Genomic DNA, 9,935 nt, shown 5'->3' on the forward strand with positions numbered 1-9,935 from the left:
CGGCTCGTCCCACAGATCCTCGACCAGGCGACCGACCGGAACGACCCGCCGGTGCGCGAGGATCAGCCGTGCCAGCACCTCGCGGTAGCGCGGACCGCGCAGCGCGACCGGCGCACCGCGGTCGTCGTGCGCGATGACCGGTCCGAGCACCTGAAACCGCATCAGGCCAATGTAGTGCGCGTTCATCGGCTGCTCATCGCGACACCGCACGCTCGAACTCGATCCGCGCAGACCCCGCGGAACACCCTTCGAACGAAGCGAGAGCCCACGCGATGACCCGCACCATTCCCGGTTTCGACTACCACCGCGTCCCGGTCGCCGACGATGTCGCCCTCAACGTCGCCGTCGCCGGTGCGGGAACCCCGATCGTGCTGCTGCACGGCTTCCCACAGACCCACCTGATGTGGCGTCACGTCGCCGCCGACCTGGCGGCCGACCACACAGTGATAGTCCCCGACCTGCGCGGCTACGGCGACAGCGACAAACCCGAAGAATCCGGCACCGGCACCTACTCCAAGCGGAGTATGGCCGCCGACATTGTCGCTGCCGCCGCTGTCCTCGGTCACGACCGCTTCGCGCTCGCCGGTCACGACCGCGGCGCCTTGGTGGCCTTCCGCGCCGGGCTCGACCACCCCGACGCGGTCACCCATCTCGCCTGCCTGGACGTGCTGCCCACACTCGACATGTGGGACGTGCTGCACGGCTCGACCGCCGCCGTCGGATTCCACCTGTACCTGATGGCACAGCCGCCCGGACTGCCAGAACAGATGATCGCCGCCAGCGCCGACGCGTTCTTCGCCTACTTCCTCGACCAGTGGGCGAAGACTCCGGACGCGATCCCCGCGCCCGTGCGCGCCGCGTACCTCGACGCCTGTCGCGACGCTGTCCCCTCGATCGTGGCCGACTGTCGTGCCTCGGCAACCATCGATATCGACCACGACCGCGCCGACCGCGCGGCAGGTTGTCCATGCCCGTCACGGTCATGCAGCAGGACTGGGGCGCCGCGCTCGGATACGAAGCGGCGGCACTGTGGTCGAGCTGGGCGCCCGACCTCGACCACCGCACCGTCGACGCGGGTCACTTCATGGCCGAGGAGGACCCCCGGACCGTCACCGCCGCCCTGCGCGAGCTTCTCCGGCGCTGAGGTCGGCGCGGCACCGCTCAGTACGAGACGGTGAAGCGCAGGCCGACGAAAGTGTTGTCCTCCAGCGCGTCGACGATCGCGCTCGCGTAATCGCCCACGCTGATCCGGCTTTCACCAGCGGCGTCCACGATCGGGGTGTCGCGGGCCTCGGCCCGATAGACGCCGGTCGCCTCGCCGGGGACCAGGTGCACCGGCGGCGGGCTGACGTAGGACCACCGGACCAGGGAGTCGGCGGCACGCAGAATTTCCAGCGCCTCGCTCTGGTCACGGGCCGTCTCCAGGTACTGGGCGGGAAACTCCGGAGAATCGAGGAAACGCTGTCCCGGTGCGTATTCGAGGCTGCCGCCACCGCCGAGGAACACCAGGCGGTCGACCCCGGCGAGGGGCAGGGCCGCCAGGAGGGTCTCGGCGCCACGCGGCACCAGTCGGTCATCGCCCTTGACCGCCGCGACGACGGCGTCGTGTCCCGCGACGGCATTCTTGACCGAGGCCGCGTCGGTGACATCCACCGTGTCCCGGCCGAGCGCGGTGACCTGCATACCGCGAGCGGTCGCCGCGCGGACAACCGCACCGCCGAGATTGCCCGTGGCGCCGATGACAGCGATCCTCATCGGCTGGCGCCGGCGCAGACCGTCCACGAAATCACTGATGAGCGGGGCGATTTCGGGAAGGTTCTCCTCGAGCGCGAAATGGCCGGTCTCGAAGAGATGGATGGTGGCGTCGGGGAGATCGCGGAGGTAGGCGTTGGCGCCCGCCTCGGGGAAGAAGGCGTCATTGCGACCCCACAGCACGAGCGTCGGCGGCCGGTGCTCGCGCAACCACTGCTGCCACACCGGGTAGAGCGCCACATTGGTGTGGTAGTCGAGGGCCAGGTGTACCTGCGCGTCCTTGCGGCCGGGGAGGTCGAGAAAATGCTGGTCCAGTGTCCAGCCGTCGGGTGCGACGAGTTCGAGATCGGTGGTGCCGCCCTCATATTGGCCGCGGGTGACGGGCAGTTCGAGGATCTGGCGAACGTTGTCCTGCGCGCCCGGCTGTCCCGGCTTGTTCGCGGTCATCGCGCGTGCCATGTCGGACAGGCCTTCGTCGTAGGTGTTCGCGTTCTGCACGATCAGCCCCGCGATCCACGCGGGGCGGCGGGTGGCCAGGCGCAGGCCGACCGGTCCGCCGAAATCGAAGGCGTACAGCACGAATCGGTCCAGGCCGATCGCGTCGACGAAGCCTTCGACGATGTCGGCCAGCCGTTCGAAGGAGTAGACGAAACCGTCGGGGACCTCGGTGTGCCCGAAACCGGGATAGTCGGGGGCGATCAGCCGGAATCGGCCACCGAGGGCGTCCATGAGCCGTCGGAACTGGTGTGAGGCCGACGGAAAGCCGTGCAGGAGAAGCAGTGTCGGTGCGTTCGCGGGTCCGGTCTCTCGATAGAAGACCCGCACTCCGTCGACCTCGACGACCCTGTGCCTGATCTGCGGGACGTGCACTACCGCCATGTCGAAACCGGCCTCTCTGAACATATTTCGTAGACGGACCTATGATCAACAGTTCGCCGGGCGTGATCAACGACAAATCACCCAAGGGTCGTTAACCGGCGAGCAATGATCGAAGGCGGCCGTGGAGCGAAACGAGATCGAGGCGTTCCTGACGCTGTCGGAGGAACTGCATTTCGGCCGAACCGCCGAGCGGCTGCGGGTTTCCACAGCGCATGTCAGCAAGACGATCAAGGGGCTCGAACGTCAGGTCGGGGTGGCGCTGTTCGAACGGACCAGTCGCAAGGTCGCCCTCACCCCGGTCGGCCGTCAGTTGTGCGAGGAACTTCGCCCCGCCTACGAGCAGGTTCGGCGCAGCGTGCGCAACGCCGAACTGGCCGGGCGTGGCATCCAGGGCACCGTGCGGGTCGGCTATTTCGGATCGGCCGGTGGACGGTATCTGCTGGAAGTCGCCGAGCGCTTCGAGGCCAGGCATCCCGAATGCGCTGTGCGGATCACCGAATTGCAGCTCAGCGATGGTGCGAATCAGTTGCGCAGCGGCGAGGTCGACGCGATGCTGTGCTGCTTCCCGATGCGTGAGCCCGACATGACCATCGGCCTGCCGCTGATCTCCGAGGCCAAGATGCTCGCGGTCCCGGCCGGCCACACCCTCGCCCACAGACCGGCGCTTTCACTGGAAGACCTCGCCGATGCCGCGATGATCCAGAACCCGCCGCAGCTGCCCGCCTACTTCGACGAATTCCACCACCCCCGAAAGACCCCCTCCGGTCGCCCCATCCGGCCCGGCCCGACCGCCGCCACCTTCCAGGAGATCCTCGCCCTCGTCGGCGCGGGCAAAGGCGTCTACCTGACCACCGAACAAGCGCCCCTGTTCTACCTCCGCCCCGACGTCACCTTCATCCCCGTCACCGACGCCCCACCCCTCCAATTCGGCCTCGGCTGGCTCAACACCGGCCTAACCACCCGAGTACAGGCCTTCGCCCACACCGCATCCGCCACCGCCACCCGATTCTGACTCTTCGACGCGGGACGGCGTGCGGCATCGGCTATCGCGGCAGAAGTTGAAGGATGCCTTGGGTGGCCCGGCGAAACGGTTCGCTGGACTATGCGCCGCGAGCAAGGACGTAGGCGCCTGCCGTCGATTCGGGCCGAGACAGGCGGGTCTATGGCGGCTCTGCAGTGGTTGGTGAACGTCTACACGATTCCGCTGGCCGCGCTGCTGCTCAGCGCGGGAACGCTGGCTGATCGGCTCGGCGCCCGCCGAGTGTTTGCCTGGGCGCTGGGCGGATTCACCGTCGCGTCGCTGATCTGCGCGGTGAGTGCGACCTTGCCGGTGCTCCTCGCCGCCCGGTGCTTTCAAGGGATCTTCGCGGCTCCTGGCGATCGCGGGTCTGGGGACACTCGTCGGCGGTCTGATCGAAGGTGGTGAACGTGGCTGGTCGTCGCCGTTGACGCTGGTACTCCTTGCCGCGTCCGCGCTGTTCCTGTTGGGGTTCGTCGGGGCTGAATCGCGGGTTGCGTCGCCGGTCCTGCCGTTGACGATGTTGCGCAGCGCATCCTTCTCCGCCTCGATCGCGAACGGGTTCGCCTTCCAATTCGGTGCCTATAGGCTGCAATTCATGCTCGCTGTGTTCCTGCAGACGCAGTGGGGCTACGACGCCCGCACCACCGGATTGTTCTTCCTGCCGTTCGCTGTTCTGTGGACGTTCGCGACCGTGGTACTCAACCGCCGGTGGGCGGACCGTGGGATGAGGTGGCTACTGATCACGGGGTCGCTCACCGCTGTGGTCGGGGCCGTCGTGTGTTCGGCTGTGGGAGAGCCGGACAGGTGGCCGGTGGTGCTGGTCGGCTCCGCGATCGTCGGATTCGGGTGCGGACTTTCGGGCCCAGCAGCAACGGCGCGGCGATGGCCTCCGCGGACCCGCGCTATGCCGGTTTGGCATCCGGAGTCCTCAATACCTCGCGTCAGGTCGGAATGGCGATCGGCATCGCACTGTTGGGGGCGTGCCTGGCCGCTCCGGATTCGATTTTCGGTGCGCGCATCGGGATCACCCTGACAGTGGTGTGTTTCGTCGCGATAGCGGTGCTGAGCGTGCGCTACGTTCCGCGCCGCAGCACGGCGCACTGATCCGATGCAATCCGGACCGCGCAATCGGGTCAGGGTTCGGAGGCTCGTTGTTCGGCGCGGTGGGTGAGTGCGTCGACGATGCGTTGCCAGGCGGGGGAGGACTCCGCGATGCGGGAAGCGACCAGTTCGGTGGAGCGGGTGGGGCTGCGGGTGTGGGCGATTTCCCAGGCGTCGAGGTCGTCGATGAGGCGGTCGAGGCGTGGGTCGTGGGGGTGCCAGTCGACCGATTCATCGACCGCGCGGTACAGGCGGATGGTTTCCGGGTCGTCGAATTCGGCGTTCTTCTCCCGGACCCGGTGCGGGATCGCGTCGGTGTCCAACGCGTGCAACAAGATCCAGGCGTCACGCTCGAGGCGCATCCGTTGTTGGCTGATGCCGAGACCGCGCATCCGGTTCAGCAGGGTGACCACCTCGCCGGGGAGGAAAAGGCTTTCGCCGCTTGCCAGTTCGGCGATCCGGTGGCGGTACTCGGCGAGCTGATCGATCTTGCGCCCGAGCGCGGTGTCGATCTCGCTGATGGCCGTGGCGAATTCGGCCGGTTGGGCGTGGAGCAGCGCGTCGATCCGGGACAGCGGAACGCCCGCGTCGGCGAGGGTTCTGATCCGGATGAGATCGACCGCCGCCTGCGCGGGGTAGCGGCGATAGCCGGAGGCGTCGCGCTCGGGCTCGGGCAACAGGCCGACCTGGTGGTAGTGGCGTACCGTGCGCACGGTCACGCCGGCGGTCGCCGCGAGTTGGCCGATGGTGAGCACCGCGCCGATCCTAGCGGCGACGAACCTGGTCGATGACATCGCGGATCGCCTCGACCACGGCATCGGGGCGATCGAAGCAGAGCCGGTGGTGCACGGTGTCGGAGAGAATGCGCTGTTGCCCCTGGGAAACCCCGCGTACCATCGCCGCGTCCATTCGCCGCCTGCCGTCGTGGATCTCGGCCAGCGCCTCGCGCGACTGGTGCGGGTCCGGGCCCAGCACGCTGAGCGCCACCAGCGGAATATCGGGAATGTTGGGCCCGGCGTGCAATTCGGCGGCCAGTTCCGGCAACCCGTTGCGCTCGGCGAAGCCCGCCCGGATCCACTCGTCGCTCGCCTTCGCCTCCGTCAATGCTCGCCGCACCGGTTCCGGGTAGTCCGCGAGCAGCCCGGCGGCCATTTCGCGAAGGGTTGTACGCAGGCGTTCGAGCTGCTCGGCATCGGGTGCGGGCGCCGCGGCCGCGGCCAGTCCCATCGCCGGTGGCATGAACTGGTCCCAGTCTCGGTGCAAGCCGTCCATCCAGACCAGTCCGGCCACGTGCCGCGGGTACAGCTGCGCGAACCGGTGCGCGTAGAGGCATCCGAGTGAGTGGGCGGCGAGAACATAAGGGCCCGAGAGTTCGTCGAGAGTGCCCAGCAGCTGGTGCAATTCTGTGGCGACCTCGGTGGCGGTACGGGGCAGGGGCAGCGGATCGCTGTAGCCGGTGCCGCCGCGGTCGTACACCACGGCGCTGGTGAACTGCGAAACCTGCTGCTGCACACCGAAATAGTCGAGTCCGACCGCACTCGCGCCGGGCAGGAAGACCACCGCCGGTCCACCACTGCCCGACCGATGGACGAAAAGGCGATTGCCGTCGATCTCGGTGAACCCGCCGACCGGCGGTGCGGGCTTCGTCGAGGAGATGTCGTTGTTCGTCATGCGACAAGGGTGCAACCCTGACGCTGCGTCAAGGTCAACCTCTGCGTCGGCTACAGCGCGAGCGGAGGCGCGGCGGCAGTGAGTGTGGTCGGCGGGCGGTAGGTACGCCACGCTTGCGCGAGGCGATCGACTGCGGTGGTGAGGGTCTCCAGCGGATGCAGGAAGTGGATCCGCAGATAACGGTCGCTGCCGCCGGTCGGATCGAGCCCGCCACCGGCCAGGATCGAAATACGGTGTCGCAGTGCGGCTTGCGCGAAGGAGGCGCCATCACCGTGCGGTAGCCGGATCCAGAGCGTCTGTCCGCCCCGGACCCGCGCCACGTCCCATTCGGGAATCCGGCGCGCGAGCTCGGCACACAGGTGGTCGTGGCGGCGCTCGCGTTCGGCGGCCTGGGTGCGCAGCATGGCGTCGCGGCGGGGGAGTAGCTCGGCCGCGGCCAGCTGGGCAGGAAGATTGCCGCCGAGATCGTGCACCGCGCGCAGTCTGGCGAGCTTGGCCACGACGGGGGTCGCCGCGCGTATCCAGCCGATACGTAGTCCGCCCCAGACGCTCTTGCTCAGCGAACCGACGGTGATCACGGTGTCGGCGAACACGGCAAGGGGCGGCGGAGTCTCCTGGCCCGGGAAACCGAGTTCGGCGAGCACCTCGTCATCGATCAGCGGAATCCCCTCTGCTGCTGATGTTTCCGCGAGACCGCGGCGCACGAGCGTGGAAAGCACCGACCCTGTCGGGTTCTGATAGGTGGGGATCACATAGGCGAGTGCGGGCCGACGGTCTCGGATCGCGCCCGCGAAACCGTGCAGTCCGGGCGGCAGTCCGGAGACGACCGCCGCCTCCGCGCGAAAGGCTTCCAACGCCCCCGGGTAGGTCGGGGCTTCCACGAGGACGTGATCGCCGGGCCGAAGGTAAGCCCTGGCGAGCAACGACAGTGCTTGTTGCCCGCCGGCGGTGACGAGGATCTGCCCGGCCTCGGTCGGCAGCCCGCGCCCCCGGTAGTACTCGGCGACGGCCTCCCGAAGCGTCGGATGGCCCGACGGGTAGTAGCCGATGTCGTCGGTCGTCGCTGCCAACGCGGGCAGCATCGCCGCGTAGGACTCGGCCAGTTCGACCGGCGGCCGGTCCGGTGCCGCGCAGGCCAGCGAGATCACGTCGGATCGCGGCTCGAGCAGGTCGAGAAACATCGGCTCACTCGTGGTCGCCGGCGGATCGATCCGTGGCGTCCCCGCGACGCGGGTGCCACTGCCCTGCCGCCGCACGATCCGGCCTTCGTCCTGCAGCAGGTCGTAGGCCGCTACCACGGTGCTCCGCCCGACCGACAAGGCGACGGCGAGTGCCCGATCCGGCGGCAGCAGCACCCCCGGCGCCAGTTCGCCGTCCTCGATCAGCGCGCGCAACCCCGCCGCGAGCAGGGCGTACAGCGGCCCACGCCCCGCCGACCAGCGACCGAGCCGATCTGTCACGTCAATTGGTTCCATAGGCAGACCAATTATGCGCGATTGGCGCTGGATCGGCGCCCCGTGCGGCCCGACGATGATCACCATGACAGCCTCGAGCACCACCGGTTCCGTCTCGATCCCCGCGGCCATCGCAGCCCTGCCCGGCCCGTTCCAGCAGCACGAGCTGGCAGCGGTCAACGACACCGTCGTCCGCGTCGCCCGGCTGGCGGGTGAGTTTCCCTGGCACCACCACGACGAAGACGAACTCTTCCTCTGCTGGGACGGCACGTTCCGCGTCGAACTGGCAGACCGCGCACCCGTGATCCTGCGACCCGGCGAATTGTTCGTGGTGCCCGCGGGAATTCGGCACCGGCCGGTCGCCGACGAGGTCGCGCACGTGCTCTTGATCGAGCGCCCGGAGACCGCGCAGTACGGCAACTGAACGCCGTGCGCACGTCACACCCGCGAGGTCACCGTCCCGGCTTCGACGGGCACCGTGCGAAGGAGTTCGGCCACCTCGGTGGGTGTGGCGGAGGGAAAGAGCTGCCGCACACCGATCATCGCCAGGAGCCGATCCTGATCGGCACCGACGCCCATCCGCGACACCACATCGTGGGCGGCACGGTTGGCCTCGGCGATCTCGTCGGCTTTGCTCAAGCGGGTGAGGTTCTCGCCCACGATCTTGTCGAGGTCGGTGGAGCGCTTGTAGAACAGCGCGGTGATCCCGACCGGCACCGCGCCCATGATCGAGGTCGCGGCGGCGGCGTCGCGATTGCCGAACGCCACCATCGACGCCGCGGCGAGAACCACCACCACGCCGCAGCAACCGCTGATCATGTACGCCCAGAAGAACGCCGTGCTCTGCGCCATCGCGCTGCGTACCTGGCGAAGGTATTCCTCTGTTCGACGACGCGGCGTCCCGGTGTCGCCGGTGGCCGGATCCGCCGGTTCCGAGACGACCGGGGCAGCGGTGTCGCCGGTCATGGTGACTTCGATGGCCCGCTTGCTGACGCGGCGACTGAATGTCGCGGAGAACCACGCAGACACCGCGGCGATCATCGTGGGGATCAGACCACCCACCCCGATCAAGGCCAAGACTTCGTCCACCGTATTCCCCCGAATCGAGCGCCGACACCCCTGTAACGTTCACGCGCACTCTACCCCGCGCCGGTTGTCCACTCGCACAAGGTGATCGGTGTTCATCGTTCGGCTGTCGGTTTGGTTGCCGGGTCGAAGAGGAACGAGATCCGCTCCATCCTGGGCTGACGCTGGGTGTTGTGGAAGGCCGCGATGCGCCACTGGTCGTCGGGTTCGCGAACCAGGGTGTAGGTCTGGGTCTTGGACAGTTCGGCGGGCTTGTCGTCGTCGTAGCGGTCGCCGCGGCTGGTGACGATGGCGACGTCGGCGCCGTAGAAGCGGGCATCGAGGAAGGAGTCCGCGAGCTTGGAGCCTTTCAGGAAGCCGTTGAACAGTGCGCGATGCGCCTCGGTCAGATCCGCGCGGCCCTGGTAGTGGGTGCCGATAAACGTTGTGTAGGTGGCATTTTCGGTGAACGTGGCGCCGAAGGCATCGGCGTCGTTGCGGTCCCAGGCGGCGGTCATCGCGCTGAGCGTGGCGCACACCGCACGCAGATCGGATTCGGTGCCGCCGTCGGGGACGAGGCTCGCGCACTCGGTGACGCCGATGTTGCGCACCTCGGAGGTGTAGCCCAGCCACAGGTAGCCGGCGGCGCCGGCAAGGCCGAGCACGAGGGTGGTGGCACCGAGCGCTCGCCCGATGGTGCGCCGTCGGGATTTGGTGGGGCGGGTGGTGGCGATGGTGGTCATGGGGGCGCCTCTCGACTAACTCTGCATGAAAGAAGTATCTGCGTATAGGAAGAGAATATTGGCACGATTGATCGCTTGTCAACGGCGAGTGGCGGACATGTGAACAAGAGGTCTTGTTAGAAACAAGTCACCGTGCTGTAATCAGCGTCACCTAGACAGAGGAGACGCCATGCAGCGCAGCACGGCAGCCACCGTCCGCCCGGGGTGGGGACGCAGGCTGGGAACGAGGTGGGCGGCGGTGCCTTTGGC

Annotated in this window: 10 protein-coding genes and 1 pseudogene; 5 read left to right on the top strand and 6 right to left on the bottom strand. The window is 68.0% G+C overall.

The window, feature by feature from the left end; translation table 11 throughout:
- Positions 1-272: 272 nt before the first annotated feature.
- Positions 273-1,144 (top strand): annotated as a pseudogene (locus tag ACFWF3_RS12145) (alpha/beta fold hydrolase).
- A 17-nt stretch (positions 1,145-1,161) separates the two neighbouring features.
- Here ACFWF3_RS12145 and ACFWF3_RS12150 read toward each other — a convergent pair.
- Positions 1,162-2,631: an alpha/beta fold hydrolase gene (locus ACFWF3_RS12150; protein WP_379313699.1), complete on the bottom strand. Its 1,470-nt coding sequence runs from the start codon at positions 2,629-2,631 to the stop codon at positions 1,162-1,164.
- Between the two features lie 121 nt (positions 2,632-2,752).
- On the opposite strand from ACFWF3_RS12150, the gene ACFWF3_RS12155 reads away from it, so the two are divergent.
- The 3 genes from ACFWF3_RS12155 (at position 2,753) to ACFWF3_RS12165 (ending at position 4,756) form a co-directional block, all read left to right on the top strand.
- Positions 2,753-3,643 (top strand): LysR family transcriptional regulator, encoded by an 891-nt coding sequence (locus ACFWF3_RS12155; protein WP_379313701.1) that lies wholly within the window; start codon positions 2,753-2,755, stop codon positions 3,641-3,643.
- 90 nt (positions 3,644-3,733) lie between these two features.
- Positions 3,734-4,057, top strand: coding sequence for an MFS transporter (locus tag ACFWF3_RS12160; RefSeq protein ID WP_379313702.1), 324 nt, complete (start codon positions 3,734-3,736; stop codon positions 4,055-4,057).
- Between the two features lie 441 nt (positions 4,058-4,498).
- Positions 4,499-4,756, top strand: a complete 258-nt coding sequence (locus ACFWF3_RS12165) for a hypothetical protein (RefSeq protein WP_379313703.1) — start codon at positions 4,499-4,501, stop codon at positions 4,754-4,756.
- A 29-nt stretch (positions 4,757-4,785) separates the two neighbouring features.
- Here ACFWF3_RS12165 and ACFWF3_RS12170 read toward each other — a convergent pair whose 3' ends face one another.
- From ACFWF3_RS12170 to ACFWF3_RS12180, 3 genes are read right to left on the bottom strand one after another with little or no spacing between them, the layout of a single operon-like run.
- A complete protein-coding gene (locus ACFWF3_RS12170; protein WP_379313704.1) occupies positions 4,786-5,547 on the bottom strand; it encodes a MerR family transcriptional regulator in 762 nt (253 codons plus the stop codon).
- Entirely contained in the window at positions 5,519-6,424 is a 906-nt protein-coding gene (locus ACFWF3_RS12175) for an alpha/beta fold hydrolase (RefSeq protein ID WP_379313705.1), read from the bottom strand. Before ACFWF3_RS12175 ends, ACFWF3_RS12170 begins: the two co-directional genes overlap by 29 nt.
- A 50-nt stretch (positions 6,425-6,474) precedes the next feature.
- Positions 6,475-7,884: a PLP-dependent aminotransferase family protein gene (locus ACFWF3_RS12180; protein ID WP_379313707.1), complete on the bottom strand. Its 1,410-nt coding sequence runs from the start codon at positions 7,882-7,884 to the stop codon at positions 6,475-6,477.
- A gap of 79 nt (positions 7,885-7,963) precedes the next feature.
- On the opposite strand from ACFWF3_RS12180, the gene ACFWF3_RS12185 reads away from it, so the two are divergent.
- On the top strand, positions 7,964-8,302 hold the full coding sequence (locus ACFWF3_RS12185) for a cupin domain-containing protein (protein WP_379313709.1): 339 nt from the start codon (positions 7,964-7,966) through the stop codon (positions 8,300-8,302).
- A gap of 14 nt (positions 8,303-8,316) precedes the next feature.
- Here ACFWF3_RS12185 and ACFWF3_RS12190 read toward each other — a convergent pair whose 3' ends face one another.
- Positions 8,317-8,967 carry a hypothetical protein gene (locus ACFWF3_RS12190; protein ID WP_379313710.1) on the bottom strand — a complete coding sequence of 217 codons (651 nt, stop codon included), beginning with the start codon at positions 8,965-8,967 and terminating at the stop codon, positions 8,317-8,319.
- Positions 8,968-9,059: 92 nt separating this feature from the next.
- Complete coding sequence (locus tag ACFWF3_RS12195) at positions 9,060-9,686, bottom strand: SgcJ/EcaC family oxidoreductase (RefSeq protein ID WP_379313712.1); 627 nt, start codon at positions 9,684-9,686, stop codon at positions 9,060-9,062.
- Between the last annotated feature and the right edge of the window lie 249 nt (positions 9,687-9,935).

This window comes from Nocardia sp. NPDC060220, from assembly GCF_042727815.1.
Classification (GTDB): Bacteria; Actinomycetota; Actinomycetes; order Mycobacteriales; family Mycobacteriaceae; genus Nocardia.

Bases quoted from the DNA above. Each gene is read 5' to 3' on its own strand.
- ACFWF3_RS12185 (WP_379313709.1), top strand. From the start codon at position 7,964: ATGACAGCCTCGAGCACCACCGGTTCCGTCTCGATCCCCGCGGCCATC.
- ACFWF3_RS12160 (WP_379313702.1), top strand. From the start codon at position 3,734: ATGCGCCGCGAGCAAGGACGTAGGCGCCTGCCGTCGATTCGGGCCGAG.
- ACFWF3_RS12150 (WP_379313699.1), bottom strand. From the start codon at position 2,631: ATGGCGGTAGTGCACGTCCCGCAGATCAGGCACAGGGTCGTCGAGGTC.
- ACFWF3_RS12195 (WP_379313712.1), bottom strand. From the start codon at position 9,686: ATGACCACCATCGCCACCACCCGCCCCACCAAATCCCGACGGCGCACC.
- ACFWF3_RS12170 (WP_379313704.1), bottom strand. From the start codon at position 5,547: ATGTCATCGACCAGGTTCGTCGCCGCTAGGATCGGCGCGGTGCTCACC.
- ACFWF3_RS12175 (WP_379313705.1), bottom strand. From the start codon at position 6,424: ATGACGAACAACGACATCTCCTCGACGAAGCCCGCACCGCCGGTCGGC.